Source organism: Streptomyces sp. R33 (genome assembly GCF_041200175.1).
Classification (GTDB): domain Bacteria; phylum Actinomycetota; class Actinomycetes; order Streptomycetales; family Streptomycetaceae; genus Streptomyces; species Streptomyces katrae_B.
Genome location: NZ_CP165727.1, coordinates 2,743,954 through 2,760,028, shown reverse-complemented (window position 1 = coordinate 2,760,028; position 16,075 = coordinate 2,743,954). Strand labels below are relative to the sequence as shown.

9 protein-coding genes are annotated in these 16,075 nt (G+C 73.4%); 7 read left to right on the top strand and 2 right to left on the bottom strand.

What is annotated here, in order from left to right; genetic code table 11:
• Window positions 1-77: 77 nt before the first annotated feature.
• Window positions 78-1,523 (top strand): M1 family metallopeptidase, encoded by a 1,446-nt coding sequence (locus tag AB5J51_RS12400; RefSeq protein ID WP_133896706.1) that lies wholly within the window; start codon window positions 78-80, stop codon window positions 1,521-1,523.
• 142 nt (window positions 1,524-1,665) lie between these two features.
• Window positions 1,666-3,171, top strand: a complete 1,506-nt coding sequence (hflX, locus tag AB5J51_RS12395) for a GTPase HflX (protein ID WP_030301584.1) — start codon at window positions 1,666-1,668, stop codon at window positions 3,169-3,171.
• Window positions 3,172-3,253: 82 nt separating this feature from the next.
• Here the strand turns inward: hflX and AB5J51_RS12390 are convergent, their stop codons facing one another.
• Window positions 3,254-4,429 carry a serine protease gene (locus AB5J51_RS12390; protein ID WP_369777729.1) on the bottom strand — a complete coding sequence of 392 codons (1,176 nt, stop codon included), beginning with the start codon at window positions 4,427-4,429 and terminating at the stop codon, window positions 3,254-3,256.
• A 248-nt stretch (window positions 4,430-4,677) separates the two neighbouring features.
• Between AB5J51_RS12390 and AB5J51_RS12385 the strand changes: the two genes are divergently transcribed.
• From AB5J51_RS12385 to AB5J51_RS12365, 5 genes are all read left to right on the top strand, one after another.
• Window positions 4,678-6,114: a diaminobutyrate--2-oxoglutarate transaminase family protein gene (locus AB5J51_RS12385; RefSeq protein ID WP_369777728.1), complete on the top strand. Its 1,437-nt coding sequence runs from the start codon at window positions 4,678-4,680 to the stop codon at window positions 6,112-6,114.
• 1,942 nt (window positions 6,115-8,056) lie between these two features.
• Window positions 8,057-10,048: an IucA/IucC family siderophore biosynthesis protein gene (locus AB5J51_RS12380; RefSeq protein ID WP_369777727.1), complete on the top strand. Its 1,992-nt coding sequence runs from the start codon at window positions 8,057-8,059 to the stop codon at window positions 10,046-10,048.
• A 6-nt stretch (window positions 10,049-10,054) separates the two neighbouring features.
• Window positions 10,055-10,774 carry a GNAT family N-acetyltransferase gene (locus AB5J51_RS12375; protein WP_136222700.1) on the top strand — a complete coding sequence of 240 codons (720 nt, stop codon included), beginning with the start codon at window positions 10,055-10,057 and terminating at the stop codon, window positions 10,772-10,774.
• A gap of 81 nt (window positions 10,775-10,855) precedes the next feature.
• Window positions 10,856-12,730 carry an IucA/IucC family siderophore biosynthesis protein gene (locus AB5J51_RS12370; RefSeq protein ID WP_369777726.1) on the top strand — a complete coding sequence of 625 codons (1,875 nt, stop codon included), beginning with the start codon at window positions 10,856-10,858 and terminating at the stop codon, window positions 12,728-12,730.
• A gap of 52 nt (window positions 12,731-12,782) precedes the next feature.
• Complete coding sequence (locus AB5J51_RS12365; protein WP_369777725.1) at window positions 12,783-14,753, top strand: ATP-dependent DNA helicase; 1,971 nt, start codon at window positions 12,783-12,785, stop codon at window positions 14,751-14,753.
• Window positions 14,754-14,844: 91 nt separating this feature from the next.
• Here AB5J51_RS12365 and lexA read toward each other — a convergent pair whose 3' ends face one another.
• Window positions 14,845-15,636 carry a transcriptional repressor LexA gene (lexA, locus tag AB5J51_RS12360; protein WP_030301390.1) on the bottom strand — a complete coding sequence of 264 codons (792 nt, stop codon included), beginning with the start codon at window positions 15,634-15,636 and terminating at the stop codon, window positions 14,845-14,847.
• Between the last annotated feature and the right edge of the window lie 439 nt (window positions 15,637-16,075).

Below are 16,075 nucleotides of genomic sequence, written 5' to 3'. Positions count from 1 at the left end.
CGCCGGAAGGTCCCGTTCGGGTGGAACCGTCGCGCGTCGTACCCGGGCGGGCGGCGGGCGCTGGTAAGCGGTGGGGGATGCAGCTCTCCTCCCCGCGCCTGCGCGCCGCCCTGCTCGCCGCGGCCTCCCTCACCCTCGTCGCCGCCGTGCTGCCCCCGCCGAAGCCGCTGGGCATCGGCGACACGCTGTTCCCCCAGCTCGGGAACCCCGGGTACGACGTCCTCTCGTACGACCTGTCCTTCACGTACAAGGACAACAAGAGCCCGCTCGACGCGGTCACCGTCATCGACGCCCGCGCCCTGGAGCCGCTGGAGCGGATCAACCTGGACTTCACCCACGGAACGGTGGCGTCCGCCGAGGTCAACGGCGAGCCGGCGCACTTCGAGAGCGCCGGGGAGGACCTCGTGCTCACCCCGGCGAGCCCCGTCGCGGCCAACGTGCCGCTGCACATCGCGATCCGGCACACCAGCGATCCGCGCGGCATCGCCGACGGGGGCTGGGTGCCCACCGACGACGGCCTGGCCATGGCCAACCAGGCCGACGCCGCCCACCGCGTCTTCCCGTGCAACGACCACCCGGCGGACAAGGCGTACTTCACCTTCCGGATCACCGCCCCCGCCGGTCTCACCGCCGTCGCCAACGGGGTGGCGGGCGCCCTCCCGGCTCCCCGGGCCGCAGGCTCGACCACCTGGACGTACCGGACCCTGCACCCGATGGCCACCGAGCTCGCGCAGGTCTCCATCGGCGACTCGGCCGTGGTGGCGGGCACCGGTCCGCACGGGCTGCCGCTGCGCCACGTGGTCCCCGCCGCGGACCGGCAGCGGCTGGAGCCCTGGCTGACGAAGACCGCCGGGCACGTCCAGTGGATGGAGCAGCGCGTCGGCCGCTACCCCTTCGAGAACTACGGCGTTCTGATCGCCCGCGCGAAGACCGGATTCGAGCTGGAGACGCAGACCCTCTCGCTCTTCGAGAACGGCCTGTTCTCGGGAGCGGGCTACCCCGAGTGGTACGTGGAGGCCGTCATGGTCCACGAGCTCGCCCACCAGTGGTTCGGCGACAGCGTCACCCCGCGGACCTGGTCCGACCTGTGGCTCAACGAGGGGCACGCCACCTGGTACGAGGCCCTGTACGCGGACGGCCTCGGCAAGTACTCCCTGGAGCGGCGCATGCGCGAGGCGTACCAGCGCTCCGACCAGTGGCGGGCGGCCGGCGGGCCCCCGGCCGCACCGAAGCCCGCCGCCCCCGGCGAGAAGATCGGGCTGTTCCGGCCGGTGGTCTACGACGGGGCCGCGCTGATCCTGTACGCCCTGCGGCAGGAGATCGGCGCGAAGGCCTTCGACCGGCTGGAGCGCCGCTGGGTGGCGGAGCACCAGGACGGGATCGCCGGCACCGACGACTTCGTACGCCTGGCCTCGGACGTGGCCGGACGGGATCTGGAGCCCTTCCTGAAGCCGTGGCTGTACGGGAAGACGACCCCGGCGATGCCCGGCCACCCGGAGTGGGGCGGCCCGAAAAGGGTGTGACCGGCGGGGAACGGGCATGTCACCATCGACAGGGCCGCACGCCAGGGGGAATCTCCCGGCGATGTGACACGTTGGACGTGACAGTGTGAGAGTTGCGGTCGCACGTGGCCACGGCCCCATTCGATATCGACGTAAGGATCCAATGACCTCCTCTTCTTCCCCTTCCCAGGACGCGCGGGACGCACGGGACGTGCCGGACTCGCAGAGCTTCACCGAGAGCCTTCGGGCCGACGCCCTGATGGAAGAGGACGTCGCCTGGAGCCACGAGGTCGACGGAGACCGGGACGGCGAGCAGTTCGAGCGCTCCGAGCGCGCCGCGCTGCGCCGCGTGGCCGGCCTCTCCACCGAGCTCGAAGACGTCACCGAGGTCGAGTACCGGCAGCTGCGCCTCGAGCGCGTCGTGCTGGTGGGCGTATGGACCTCCGGCACGGTGCAGGACGCCGAGAACTCCCTCGCGGAGCTCGCCGCCCTCGCCGAGACGGCGGGCGCGCTCGTCCTCGACGGTGTGATCCAGCGTCGTGACAAGCCGGACCCGGCCACCTTCATCGGCTCGGGCAAGGCCCGCGAGCTGCGCGACATCGTGCTCGAGAGCGGAGCCGACACCGTCGTCTGCGACGGTGAGCTCAGCCCCGGCCAGCTCATCGCCCTCGAGGACGTCGTCAAGGTCAAGGTCGTCGACCGGACCGCCCTGATCCTCGACATCTTCGCCCAGCACGCCAAGTCCCGAGAGGGCAAGGCGCAGGTCGCACTCGCGCAGATGCAGTACATGCTGCCGCGCCTGCGCGGCTGGGGTGCGTCGCTGTCCCGGCAGATGGGTGGCGGCGGCGGTGGCGGCATGGCCACCCGAGGCCCCGGTGAGACCAAGATCGAGACCGACCGGCGCCGGATCCGCGAGAAGATGGCGAAGATGCGCCGGGAGATCGCGGACATGAAGACCGGCCGCGACATCAAGCGGCAGGAACGGCGCCGCAACAAGGTGCCCTCGGTCGCCATCGCCGGCTACACCAACGCCGGCAAGTCCTCGCTGCTCAACCGCCTCACGGGCGCGGGCGTGCTGGTGGAGAACGCACTGTTCGCCACCCTCGACCCGACCGTGCGCCGGGCCGAGACCCCCAGCGGCCGGATCTACACCCTGGCCGACACGGTCGGCTTCGTCCGGCACCTGCCCCACCACCTGGTCGAGGCGTTCCGCTCCACGATGGAGGAGGTCGGCGACTCCGACCTCATCCTGCACATCGTGGACGGCTCGCACCCGGCGCCGGAGGAGCAGCTGGCGGCGGTGCGCGAGGTCATCCGCGACGTCGGCGCGGTCAACGTGCCCGAGATCGTGGTGATCAACAAGGCCGACGCCGCGGATCCGCTCGTACTGCAGCGGCTGCTGCGGATCGAGCGGCACTCCATCGCCGTCTCGGCGCGCACGGGGCAGGGCATCGAGGAGCTCCTCGGGCTCATCGACTCCGAACTGCCGCGGCCCGAGGTCGAGGTGGAGGCCCTGGTGCCGTACACCCGCGGCTCGCTGGTCGCCCGGGCGCACGCCGAGGGCGAGGTGATCTCCGAGGAGCACACCCCGGAGGGCACCCTGCTCAAGGTGCGGGTCCACCAGGAACTGGCGGCGGACCTGGCGCCGTACGTGCCGGCGAAGCGGTAACGCGTACGCGGCACGAACGGACCGAGGGCCCCCTGCGATGCAGGGGGCCCTCGGTTTCTTCACGCGGGTACGCGGGCGGGGACTACTTGAACTTGGCGCTCACGGCGTCGAAGATCCCCTTGGCCTCCGGGCCCAGCCGCGGTCCGGCCAGCCAGCCCGCCTTGGCGGGGCCGATCGAGGTGTTCGACACCAGCGCCGGCTTGCCGTCACTGCCCGTGGCCACCCAGCCGCCGCCGGAGGAGCCGCCCGTCATCGTGCAGCCGATGCGGTACATCACCGGGGCGCTCGCGGCCAGCGACAGCCGGCCCGGCTTGTCCGTGCACTGGAAGGCCCGCTGGCCGTCGAACGGGGCCGCCGCCGGGTATCCCGTCGCCGTGATGCTCGCGACCTTCGGCACCGCCGGGGTGTTGAACTCCACCGGGAGCGCCGAACCGACCGTCTCCTCCAGGGACTTCCCGGTGCTCTTCTCCGGGGTCACGTGCAGCACCGCGAAGTCGTACGGGGCACCGGCGCCACCGGTCGGACCGCCGTTCGCGATCCACTGGTCCGAGGTCTGCGCCCAGTCGCTCCACCACACGCCGTACGGGGCCACCTGCTCGCGCGGGGCGCCCTTGAGCTGCGCCGCCGGCTTGCCCGCGTTGTTGTACGACGGAACGAAGGCGATGTTGCGGTACCAGCCGCCGGACTTGCCCGCGTGCACGCAGTGGCCGGCCGTCCAGACCATGTTGGACTTGCCGGGGTGGGCCGGGTCCTTGACCACGGTCGCCGAGCAGACCATGGAGCCCTCGGGGCCGTCGAAGAAGACCTTGCCGGAGACCGGAACGCTCGTGTGGTACGGCGTGTTGGCGGCCTTGGCCTGCACCGGCGCCGGGGTCGGGTCGGTGACGCCCTGATCCTTGCCGGCGTCCTGGTCGACGGCCGGGGGCTGCGGGGTCTTGTCGGCCTCGCGCATCCGGTCCGGGTCCCAGAGGTCCTCGATGATCGGGTTGATGTAGTCGCCCGCCTCGCGGAGCCAGTCCTCCTGCTTCCAGTTCTTCCACGCACCCCCCTTCCACTTCTCCAGGTCGATGCCGTGCTGCTTGAGCTTGTCCTTGAGCTGGTCCGGGATCTTGATCCCGTCGGCTCCGGACGGGAGGCTCGCCGCCACGGTCGGCTTGGCGTCGCCGCCGGCCTCCCCGTCGCCGGGTCCGCAGGCCGCGGCGGTCATGGCGAGTGCCGCCGCGCACAGGATCGCGGTGACCGGTCGGTTCGGTCGCATGTCGTGAATCCCCCTGGTGAATTCTGGGCGTGAGACGCGGTGCAGTTGAGGCGCAAGGGGCACGCGAGGTGCGTGCCGCCGAGTGCAGCACCCCACTATGCCGCTGCCGTTGGGGACGGCACAGCCCGGGGCCGCGGTTCCGTCCTGGACGGGCGCCCCGAGTCCGAGCGGACAAGGATCTTGGGCCCACCCGTGATCCGCCGCCGCCACCGTCGTTGGTACGTACGGGGGATGGGGGAGCAGCGTTCATGTTCGAGACGCAATCCGGTGGAGCAGTCCGTGCGGGAGGTCCGACACTCGTGGCTTTGACCGAGCAGGGCGCGGCCGCCGCGCAAGTGCCGCCGCCGGGGAGCCGGGGAGCCGGGCCGGCTGCGCCCGGCGGGCCGGCCGCGGTGGAGGGCATCCTGCGCCGGCAGGCGTTGAGGGAGTCCGCCGCCCGGACGTACGCGCGCTCGCTGCCCATCGTCCCGGTGCGTGCCCGGGGCCTGACGATCGAGGGCGCGGACGGGCGGCGCTACCTGGACTGCCTCTCCGGGGCCGGCACCCTCGCGCTGGGGCACAACCACCCGGTGGTGCTCGAAGCCGTCCGGGGCGTCCTCGACTCCGGAGCGCCGCTGCACGTCCTGGACCTCGCGACCCCGGTCAAGGACGCTTTCACCACCGAGCTGTTCGCCTGCCTCCCGCCGGCTCTGGCGGCCGACGCCCGCATCCAGTTCTGCGGGCCCGCCGGAACGGATGCCGTGGAGGCCGCGCTCAAGCTGGTCCGCACGGCCACCGGGCGCGCGGGGCTGCTCGCGTTCACCGGGGCCTACCACGGGATGACCGCCGGGGCCCTGGGTGCGTCGGGCGGAGCCCCGGACGTACGGGTGACCCGGCTGCCGTTCCCGCAGGACTTCCGCTGCCCGTTCGGGGTCGGCGGCCCCGAGGGCGCCCGGCTCGGGGCCCGTTGGACGGAGAGCGTGCTGGACGATCCCAAAGGCGGGGTGCCGACGCCCGCCGCGATGATCGTGGAGCCGGTGCAGGGCGAGGGCGGGGTCTTCCCGGCCCCGGACGCGTGGCTGCGCCGGATGCGCGAGATCACCGAGGCCCGGGGGATCCCGCTGATCGCCGACGAGGTGCAGACGGGCGTGGGCCGGACCGGCGCCTTCTGGGGCGTCGACCATGCCGGGGTGGTGCCGGACGTGATGGTCCTGTCCAAGGCGATCGGCGGCAGCCTCCCGCTGGCGGTGATCGTGTACCGGTCGGGCCTGGACGTGTGGGCCCCCGGGGCACATGCCGGAACGTTCCGCGGCAACCAGCTGGCCATGGCGGCAGGGGCCGCGACCCTGGCGTACGTACGGAAGAACCGTCTCGCCGAGCGCGCCGGGGCCCTGGGCGAGCGGATGCTGACCGCGCTGCGCGGCCTGGCCTCCGACCACCCCTGCATCGGGGACGTCCGCGGCCGCGGTCTGATGATCGGCATCGAACTCGTCGACCCGGACACGGGGGCCGCAGCGCAGGCCCTCGCCGCGGCGGTCCGCCAGGAGTGCCTGAACCGCGGGCTGATCGTCGAACTCGGCGGCCGCCACTCCAGCGTCGTCCGCCTCCTGCCTCCGCTGACCCTCGCCGACGAACAGGCCGCCGCCGTGCTCGACCGCCTGGCCGATGCCGTCCCCGCCGCCGCAGCAGCCTGCCGGCTCCACTGACCCGCAAGGACCCGCGATGCCCGACTCGCAGCCCCACCACCCCGACGCCCACCCGACCGCCCCGCACGCCCCAGCCCGCCCCCACCCGCCGACGGCCCCCCAGGCCTCCGGCGCCCCCGGCAGCCCCGCCACCTTCGCCGCCTTCGCCGCCCCGGGCGGGTCCGCTGGCACGGGCGGGTCCGCTGCCTCCGCTGGCACGGGCGGGCCCGGCGTTCCTGTCGGCCCGGGCAGGCCCGGCGCTGCCGGTGGCCCGGGCGGGTCTGGCGCTTCGGCCGTCCTGGGCGAGCCTGTTGTCCCTGCCTTCCCGGCCCGGTCTGGCGCCCCGGCCAGCCCGGGCGGGTCTGGTGCCCCTGTTGGCACGGGCGGGCCCGCTGCCTCCGTTGGCCCGGGTGGGTCTGGCGCTTCGGCCGTCCTGGGCGGGCCTGCTGTCCCTGCCTTCCCGGCCCGGCCTGGCGTCCCCGCCAGCCCGGACGGGCCCGCCGCTGCCGGCGGCCCGGGTGGGGCTGGTGTCTCGGCCGCTCCGGGCGGGTCAGGCGCCTCTGCCGTGTCGGGCGGGTCCGCCGCCCCTGCTGGGCCGGGCAGGCCCGCTGGCACGGTCGCGGCTGGCCGTGGCGGCCCGGTGGTGGAGCCGGAGCCTTCGGGCTCCGCCCAGGCCACCCTGCACCGGCCCCCCGCCACCACCGGCCCGAGCAACACGGAGCCCGGCTCCGGCTCCACCCCGGAGCCGGAGCCGGGCTCCACCGCGTCCCGCACCCGCTGGCTGCTCCCCGGAACCACTGCCGACTCCACACAGGACCGCAACCCGACGGGCCCGACCCCGCAGGCCTCCCACCTGCTCCCCCTGGCGCCCGGTGCCCCGGATGGTCCTGCCCCGGCACCGGACCAGCAGCCACTGGGCTCGGCCTTGAAGCCCACTGTGTGGCTGGCCCCCGGTATCGGCGAGCCCGCGCCGCAGCCGTCGGGTCCGGCCAACCCGTGGTCGCCGCGCTGGTCTGGTGTCCCAGCCGGTGCCTATGCCCTGGACGGGCCCGACCCGGCCGGTGGCACCGGCGCTCTCGGTGAGCCGGCGCCTGAGCGGGAGGCGCCGGGCGTGGCCCGGACCCCGCAGCCCCTGCTGGGCTCGACGTCCCAGCCCCATCGGATGCCGAACCCCGTATCCGGTGCCCTTGGTGGGACGGGTGCAGCGGACGGCCTGGGCGGTGCGCCCCAGCCCGGCAGATCCACCCAGGAGCCGCAGTCGGCGGGCCTCACCCCGGCCCGGCCGCTCCCGCCGGCTTCGGCCTCCGGGGCCGGCAGCCTCGATGCCTCCGGTGGATCCGAGGGCGCGAGTCGGGGCTGGGCCGACGGAACCGCAGGGATGGGTGGTCCCGGAGCTCTCGACACCTCCTGGAACGGCCCCGCCGCCAGCCTGGGCAGGCACGCGTCGGAGCCGTCGGAGTTGGCGGGCCCCGGCACGGCACCACAAGCCCTCCTGGGCTCGGGCCCGCAGGCCACTCAGTGGCTGGCCCCCGGGGCCGGTGGAATCCATGGCCTCGGTGCCTCTGGTGGCTCGGGCGGCCAGAGTGGGAGCGGGGCCGACCAGGTCGCACGGATGGGCGGTTCCGTTTCCCCCGGTGGCACCCACGGGAATGGTGGCGCCGTTGGCCGGTCCACCCAGGAGGCCTTGCCCGAGGGCGCCGCTTCGGACCCGCAGGCCACGTCTCGGCCGGCCCCCGGGGCCGACGGCGCGGGTGGAACGGCCGGCCTCGGTGTCCCCGACGCTCTCGGCGGGCTCACTTCGGGCCCCGGGCCGGAGGGCGCCGCTGCGGACCCGCAGGCCACGCCTTGGCCGGGCCCCGGGGCCGACGGCGCGGGTGGAACGGCCAGCCTCGGTGTCCCCAACGCTCTCGGCGGGTTTACTTCGGGCCCCGGGCCGGAGGGCGCCGCTTCGGATCCGCAGGCCATGCCTCGGCCGGCCCCCGGGGCCGGTGGAACGGGCGGCCTCGGGGTGCCCGGTGGTCCCCGGAGCGGGGGCCCCGACGGCAGGCTCGAGGGGGTGGCCCCGTCGTCAGGGCCGGAGGGTAGTGCCTCGGGAAGCGGTGCGTCGGGGGGAACCCGCCCCCTTGGTGGTGGGGGGACCCTCCCGCGGCAGAAGGACGGGACGCTCCGGGCGCGGGTCGGCCCCGGGGGGCCGGTCGGGCCCGAACCCGCCATGCTGCCCGACCTGTTGGACCACCCCGACCCGGCCACCGCCGCCGAGGCAGCGGCGGTGGAGAACCTGCTGCGGTGCTGGGTCCGCGAGAACGGCATCGGCCGTCCCGACGGGCCCGCCGGAACCCCGCTCCGCATCCCCCTCCCCGCCTCCGGCACCGCCCTCCTCGTCGCCGTCCGCTACTGGTCCCCGGCCGGCTGGCACCGCTTCGCCCTCGCCCGGCTCGAAGGCGCGCCCGCGCACGCCCCGGCCGTGGACGCAGTCACCCTCGCCTCACTGCTCGCCCGCGAGGGCGACAGCGGCGGCCGCGGCGGCGCCGACCTCGTCGGCCGGGTCGCCGACTCGGTGCGCCGCACCGCCGAGTTCATCGCCGACCGGCGCGAACGCCCCACCCCGCCCGAACCCGTCGCCGATGACCTCTTCCTCACCGCCGAACAGTCCCTCCTCCTCGGCCACCCCCTCCAGCCGGACCCGAAGAGCCGCGAAGGACTCTCCGAGTCCGAAGCACGCCGCTACTCACCCGAACTCCACGGCTCCTTCCCCCTGCACTGGCTCGCCGTCGAACCCTCCGCCCTCGCCACCGACTCCGCCTGGACCGAACGCGGCCGCCCCGTCTCCGCCGCCCGGCTCCTCGGCCGACTCGCCCCCGGACTTCCGCTTCCCGACGGCACGACCCCCCTTCCCCTGCACCCCTGGCAGGCCGGCGACCTGCTCCAGCGGCCCGCCGTCGCCGCCCTCCGCGACGCCGGGCTCCTGCACGACCTGGGCCCGTACGGCGAGCCCTGGTACCCCACCTCCTCCGTCCGCACCGTCCACCGCCCCGGCACCCCCGCGATGCTCAAGCTCTCCCTGGGCCTGCGCATCACCAACTCCCGCCGCGAGAACCTCCGCAAGGAACTCCACCGCGGCGTCGAGGTGCACCGGCTGCTCCGCACCGGCCTCGCGGAGCAGTGGCAGGCGGCCCACCCCCGCTTCGACATCGTGCGCGACCCCGCCTGGATCGCCGTCGACGCCCCGGACGGAACCCCCGTCCCCGGGCTCGACGCCGTGCTGCGCCACAACCCCTTCCGCTCCCAGGACGACGCCGTCTGCATCGCCGCGCTCACCGCACCCCGCCCGTGGCCGGGCCGGACCACCATGCGCTCCCGGCTCGCCGAGGCCGTCTCCCGGCTCGCCGCCACCACCGGGCGCCCGCCCTCCGCCGTCGCCGCCGAGTGGTTCCTGCGCTACCTCGAGCATGTCGTCCTGCCGGTCCTCGCCTTCGACGCGCTCGCCGGGATCGCCCTCGAAGCCCACCAGCAGAACACCCTGGTCCTCCTCGACGCGGCCGGCTGGCCGGTCGGCGGCCGCTACCGCGACAACCAGGGCTACTACTTCCGCGCGTCCCACCGCGCGGAACTCGAGCGCCGGCTCCCCGGAATCGGCAGCGCCAGCGACACCTTCGTCTCCGACGCCGTCACCGACGAACGCTTCGCCTACTACCTCGGCATCAACAACGTGCTCGGCCTCATCGGCGCGTTCGGATCCCAGCGGCTCGCCGACGAACGCGTCCTGCTCGCCGCCTTCCGCCGGTTCCTCGGCAAGGCCTCCGGACTCGGACCGCTCCCCGCGCGGCTGCTCGACTCACCCACCCTGCGCTGCAAGGCGAATCTGCTCACCCGCCTGGGCGGCCTCGACGAGCTCGTCGGCCCCGTCGACTCCCAGTCCGTCTACGTGACCCTCACCAACCCCCTCCACGATTGAGTGCCGATGCCCTCCACCGACACCGCCGCCACTGCCCTCGCCCCCGTCGCCGCCGCCCCCACGGCAATCGGCACCGCCACCGCAACCGCCACCGTGGGCACCCGTATCCCCGGACGACGGCTCACCCCCCGGCTGCTGCCCCTGCTCGCCGAGGCCGAACTGCTCGACTCCCCGGCCGGATGGGGCTCGGCCCGCACGCCCGCCGGAGCCTTCCGCCTCGAACCCGTACGGCTGGGCCGCGACCTGGAGCTGCTCACCGGCTGGATGAACGACCCCGAGGTGGCCGCCTACTGGGAACTCGCCGGTCCCGCCGCCGTCACCGCCGCCCACCTGCGGGTCCAGCGCGACGGGAACGGCCACAGCATCCCCTGCCTCGGCCTCCTCGACGGCACGCCGATGAGCTACTGGGAGATCTACCGGGCCGACCTCGACCCGCTCTCCCGCCACTACCCGGCGCGCCCCCACGACACGGGTATCCACCTGCTCATCGGAGACGGCACGAACCGCGGCCGCGGTCTCGGCACAGTCCTGCTGCGCGCCGTCTCCAACCTCGTGCTCGACAACCGCCCCCGCTGCACACGCGTCATCGCCGAACCGGACATCCGCAACACCCCCTCGGTATCAGCCTTCCTCAACTCCGGATTCCGCTGCTCCGCGGAGATCGACCTCCCCGGGAAGCGGGCGGCGCTGATGATCCGCGAGCGAGCCCTGCGCAACCTCATCTGATCCACCCGACCCTCCCCGTTCACGCCTCACCCTTCGAAAACTCTGCGTCGCGCAGCAAAGTTCCCGATCCCGAGGAGTCCCGTGCCGCATTTCCCCGTCACCCCCGACTCCACGGGTCCCCACTTCTCGGAAGCTGCCGTACCGCCGTCCCCCCAGCACCCCTGCACGCCGCCCGAACTCAACAGTGCGACCTGGGAGTCCGCCGCCCGCCGGCTGCTCGCCAAGATGCTCGGCGAGTTCGCCTACGAGGAGATCGTCAGGCCCGTCCCGGCCGCGGGCACCACCTCCGGCGACGCCTGGCAGCTGACCCTCGACGACGGCAGCACCCTCGGCTTCCGGGCTCGCCGGCGCGCGTACGGCAGCTGGCACGTCGCCCCCGACACCGTCACCCTCACCCCGCCGCCCGCGTCGCCGGAGCCCCCGACCGCCTTCGCGGACCCGTACGCCTTCCTGATCCGCACCCGCGCCCTCCTCGGCCTCGACGGCGCCACCCTCGGCCACCTGGTCCGCGAGCTCAGCGCCACCCTCGCCGCCGACGCGCGCCTCGAACACACCGCCCTCACCGCCGACGTCCTCGCCGATCTCGACCACGCCGAGCTCGAAGGCCACCAGACGGGCCACCCCTGGCTCGTCCTCAACAAAGGCCGTCTGGGGCTGTCCGCCACCGACACCGCCGCATGGGCCCCCGAGGCCCGCACCCGACAGCGGCTTCCCTGGCTCGCCGCCCACACCTCCCTCGCGGCCTACCGCGGCACGGCCGGCCTGGAAGACCCCGCCCGGTTGTACGCCCAGGAGCTCGACCCCCTCACCCGGGCCGCCTTCGACCAGACCCTGCGCGCCCGCGGCCTCGACCCGCGCGGCTACCTCTACCTCCCGGTCCACCCCTGGCAGTGGGACGAGATCGTGCTCCCCCTCTTCGCCCCGGCCCTGGCCTCGGGCGCCCTGGTCCCGCTCCCCGTCGACCCCGACATACGCATCCCGCAGCAGTCCATCCGCACCTTCCTCAACCTCACCCGCCCCGACCGCCACAGCGTCAAACTGCCGCTGTCCGTCTTCAACACCCTGGTCTGGCGCGGCCTGCCCTCCGACCAGTGCGCCGCCGCCCCGGCCGTCACCGCCTGGATCCGGTCCCTCCATGACGCCGACCCCTTCCTCCGCGACGAATGCCGCCCGGTCCTCCTCGGCGAGGTCGCCTCGGTCACCGTCCGGCACCCCGTCTACGACGAGCTCCCCGAAGCCCCGTACCAGTACAAGGAGCTCCTCGGGGCGATCTGGCGCGAGCCCCTGACCGGCCGGCTCGCTCCCGGTGAGCGGGCCCGTACGCTCGCCTCCCTCCTCCACGTCGACCTGCGCGGCCGGTCCTTCACCGCCGAGCTCGTCGCCCGGTCCGGGCTCACCCCGACCGGCTGGCTCCAGCGGCTCTTCGCCGCCCTGCTGCCCCCGCTGCTCCACTTCCTCTACCGCTACGGCACCGTCTTCTCCCCGCACGGCGAGAACGCCACCGTGATCTTCGACGAGCACGAGGTCCCGGTCCGGATCGCCCTCAAGGACTTCGTGGGCGAGATCAACATCTGCCGGGAACCGCTGCCCGAGCTCGCCTCCGTGCCCGCAGAGGTCCGCGCCGCGCTGCGCGACAAGCCCGCGGACTTCCTGCCCCAGTACATCCACTCCGGTCTCTTCGTCGGAGTCTTCCGCTACCTCTCCGCCCTGTGCGAGGACCGCCTCGGCGTCCCGGAGGAGGAGTTCTGGTCGCTCGTACGGGCGGAGATCCTGCGCCACCAGGCCCGCTTCCCCGAGCTCAAGGAGCGCCACGAGCTCTTCGACCTGCTCGGCGAGCGCATCGGGCGGCTCTGCCTGAACCGGAACCGGCTGTACGAGGACGGCTACCGCGACCGCCCCGACCGGCCGCACGCGGTGGAGTGCGGCACCGTGCCCAACCCCTTGTACCGGCCATGAATCATCGTCGTGGCGGTCACTGTCGGTGGCGCCCCGTAGGGTTGTCATTGCTATGACGAAGCCCTCCCTTCCCGACCTGCTGCACGCCGCCGTCTCCGCCGTCGGCGGCACGGAGCGGCCCGGCCAGGTGGCCATGGCCGAAGCCGTCGCCGAAGCGATCGACGACAACACGCACCGGCTCATCCAAGCCGGCACCGGCACCGGCAAGTCCCTCGGCTACCTCGTGCCGGCCCTCGCACACGGCGAGCGCGTGGTCGTCGCCACCGCCACGCTCGCCCTCCAGCGGCAGCTGGTCGAGCGCGACCTGCCCCGGACGGTCGACGCGCTGCATCCGCAGCTCCGTCGCCGCCCGCAGTTCGCCATGCTCAAGGGCCGGTCCAACTACCTGTGCCTGCACCGGCTCCACGAGGGCGCGCCGCAGGACGAGGAGGAGGGCCTCTTCGACCAGTTCGAGGCGGCCACCCCCACGAGCAAGCTCGGCAAGGACCTGCTGCGCCTGCGTGACTGGGCGGACGAGACCGAGACCGGCGACCGGGACGACCTGACCCCGGGCGTCTCGGACAAGGCCTGGTCGCAGATCTCCGTCTCGTCCCGGGAGTGCCTGGGCGCGACGAAGTGCGCGTACGGCGCCGAGTGCTTCGCCGAGGCCGCCCGCGAGCGGGCCAAGCTCGCCGACGTGGTCGTCACCAACCACGCACTGCTGGCCATCGACGCCATCGAGGGTGCCCCGGTGCTGCCGCAGCACGAGGTGCTGATCGTGGACGAGGCGCACGAGCTGGTCTCCCGGGTGACCGGGGTCGCCACTGGCGAGCTCACCCCGGGCCAGGTCAACCGGGCCGTGAAGCGCGCGGCCAAGCTGGTGGACGAAAAGACCGCGGATGCGCTGCAGACGGCATCCGAGTCCTTCGAGCGGGTCATGGAGCTGGCCCTCCCGGGCCGGCTGGAGGAGGTCCCCGAGGACCTCGGCTACGCGCTGGCGGCCCTGCGGGACGCGGCGCGCAATGTCATCTCGGCGATCGGTGCGACCCGGGACAAGTCCGTCCACGACGAGGACGCCGTCCGTAAGCAGGCCCTGGCCGCGGTGGAGGGCGTCCACGGGGTGGCCGAGCGGATCCTGCTGCGCTCCGAGTACGACGTCGTCTGGTACGAACGGCACGACCGCTTCGGTGCCACCCTCCGGGTCGCCCCGCTGTCGGTGTCCGGTCTGCTGCGCGAGAAGCTGTTCGAGGACCGCTCGGTGGTCCTGACCTCGGCCACGCTCAAACTGGGCGGTGACTTCAACGGGGTCGCTGCCTCGCTGGGCCTGTCTCCCGAAGGGGTCGAGGGGGACGACGCACCGGTCTGGAAGGGCCTGGACGTCGGTTCGCCGTTCGACTACCCCAAGCAGGGCATCCTCTACGTCGCGAAGCACCTGGCCACGCCCGGCCGGGAGGGAACCCGCGGCGACATGATGGACGAGCTCGCGGAGCTCATCGAAGCGGCCGGCGGCCGCACCCTCGGCCTGTTCTCCTCCATGCGGGGCGCCAAGGCGGCCGCCGAGGAGCTGCGCGGGCGGCTCGACAACCCGGTCCTGCTCCAGGGGGAGGAGACGCTGGGCGAGCTGATCAAGGCGTTCGCGGCGGATCCGAAGACCTGCCTGTTCGGGACGTTGTCGCTGTGGCAGGGCGTGGACGTGCCCGGTCCCAGCTGCCAGCTCGTGGTCATGGACCGGATCCCGTTCCCGCGTCCCGATGACCCGCTGATGAGCGCTCGGCAGAAGTCGGTCGAGGAGCACGGCGGCAACGGCTTCATGGCCGTCGCGGCCACGCATGCGGCGCTCCTGATGGCCCAGGGCGCGGGCCGGCTCGTACGGGCCGGCGGCGACCGGGGTGTCGTCGCGGTCCTGGACCCCCGGCTGGCCACGGCCCGGTACGGGAGCTTCCTGCGGGCCACGCTGCCGGACTTCTGGTACACCACGGACCGCAACCAGGCCCGCCGCTCCCTCGCCGCGATCGACGCGACGGCGAAGGCCGAGGGCAAGTAGTCCGAGCGGTTCCGCTGCCCGGCCCGGGATACGAAACAACCCCCGGGACCGGCGCAGTGGGTCCCGGGGGCTGGCTGGGAAGCGACGCGGGTCAGACCCGTCGCAGTACGGCGACGACCTTGCCGAGGATGGTCGCCTCGTCGCCGGGGATCGGCTGGTAGGCGGCGTTGTGCGGGAGCAGCCAGACATGGCCGTCCTCGCGCTTGAAGCGCTTGACCGTGGCCTCGCCGTCGAGCATCGCGGCCACGATGTCGCCGTTCTCCGCGACAGGCTGGCGACGGACCGTGACCCAGTCGCCGTCGCAGATGGCGGCCTCGATCATCGAGTCGCCGACGACCTTGAGGACGAAGAGCTCTCCGTCACCGACGAGCTGGCGGGGGAGGGGGAACACGTCCTCCACCGACTCCTCGGCGAGGATCGGGCCGCCGGCCGCGATCCGGCCGACCAGGGGGACGTACGAGGCGGCGGGCTTGCCGGTGGTGTCCGTGGGCTGCGAGCTGGGCTGGTCGGAGCCGCGGACCTCGTACGCCCGGGGGCGGTGGGGGTCCCGGCGCAGGAAGCCCTTGCGCTCGAGGGCCATCAGCTGGTGCGCGACCGACGACGTGCTGGACAGGCCGACCGCCTGGCCGATCTCCCGCATCGACGGCGGGTAGCCCCGGCGCTGCACCGAATCGCGAATGACCTCGATGACCCTCCGCTGCCGGTCCGTGAGCCCGGAGCTGTCGGCGCGGATGCCTGGAGGTCGACCTGGCAGCGATCGTGCGGGGCGTACGGGCTCCGCCTCCGGGTTCAGGCTTGCGTCATTCATGGGATGCACCGGCTCGAGTCGGCTCTGGGAGCGGTTCTGGGCAGTGATGGTGGCACTGTCTGCGGTGGTGGTCACGTCGGCCCCTCTCGAAATGTTCTCCCTAGCTGGACAACGGTAGTAGCTTTCGAAAGGTTGCGCCAAACACACGTTCGAGTGAAAAATCGCAGATCGTCCAGCGTGGTCAGATCAAGGGGTGTATAGAGGATCGGTCTGCCGAACGCGGGTTCGGTCCCGCCTCCGCTGTTTACGGTACCCTTCCCGGTCGGATCGCCGCCTTCCGGTCCCGCGCCCAGTGTGGCACCGGGAATGCCCGGGTCCGGGTACCGGACTCGGCGACACGCGGAACGAACCAAATCCACCACAACCCAAGATCTAGTGGTTGGATGTGCGCTGCCGCCCAGAAGTTGTGGTCCTCGGTCCGTCGAGGCCCTCGGCATCGCATATGCTGGTGGCTGCTTCGCGAGCCCCCGACAGGGACTCGGTCCCCGTCGTTCAGGGGCCTCGTGAGGTGATT

Bases quoted from the DNA above. Each gene is read 5' to 3' on its own strand.
- AB5J51_RS12400 (WP_133896706.1), top strand. From the start codon at position 78: ATGCAGCTCTCCTCCCCGCGCCTGCGCGCCGCCCTGCTCGCCGCGGCC.
- hflX (WP_030301584.1), top strand. From the start codon at position 1,666: ATGACCTCCTCTTCTTCCCCTTCCCAGGACGCGCGGGACGCACGGGAC.
- AB5J51_RS12390 (WP_369777729.1), bottom strand. From the start codon at position 4,429: ATGCGACCGAACCGACCGGTCACCGCGATCCTGTGCGCGGCGGCACTC.
- AB5J51_RS12385 (WP_369777728.1), top strand. From the start codon at position 4,678: ATGTTCGAGACGCAATCCGGTGGAGCAGTCCGTGCGGGAGGTCCGACA.
- AB5J51_RS12380 (WP_369777727.1), top strand. From the start codon at position 8,057: ATGCCTCGGCCGGCCCCCGGGGCCGGTGGAACGGGCGGCCTCGGGGTG.
- AB5J51_RS12375 (WP_136222700.1), top strand. From the start codon at position 10,055: ATGCCCTCCACCGACACCGCCGCCACTGCCCTCGCCCCCGTCGCCGCC.
- AB5J51_RS12365 (WP_369777725.1), top strand. From the start codon at position 12,783: ATGACGAAGCCCTCCCTTCCCGACCTGCTGCACGCCGCCGTCTCCGCC.